At 41.6% G+C, this 425-nt stretch carries 1 protein-coding gene; it reads left to right on the forward strand.

Annotation, left to right across the window (positions count from 1 at the left end):
* Window positions 1–82: 82 nt before the first annotated feature.
* Window positions 83–425, forward strand: a 343-nt coding sequence (locus tag A3757_RS06150) for a DEAD/DEAH box helicase family protein (protein WP_197469869.1), incomplete at its 3' end; no start/stop codon positions are given.

Here is a 425-nt window from a genome sequence, read left to right on the forward strand (position 1 = left end):
TCGTGACTGATAATAGATTTTCCTTTAAGGGAGTGGTCAAACTTGCGAAGTCTATCATTTTTTCATTACGACCGGAATCATAATGGCGAAGGAATTTTTACTAGAGTCACGATTTTCCCCAGCGGGGGATCAGCCTGAAGCAATCAAACAACTTGTTGAGGGGATAGAAGACGGTTTGATGTATCAAACGCTTCTTGGTGTAACGGGGTCAGGTAAGACCTATACGGTTGCAAACGTTATCTCAGCGCTTCAGCGACCTACTATTATAATGGCGCATAATAAAACACTGGCGGCTCAGCTATACGGCGAATTTAAAGAGTTTTTCCCGCAAAACTCGGTCGAGTACTTTGTTTCTTACTATGACTATTATCAACCTGAAGCCTATGTTCCATCTTCAAACACCTTTATTGAAAAAGATGCTTCAG

Source organism: Oleiphilus sp. HI0117, from assembly GCF_001635235.1.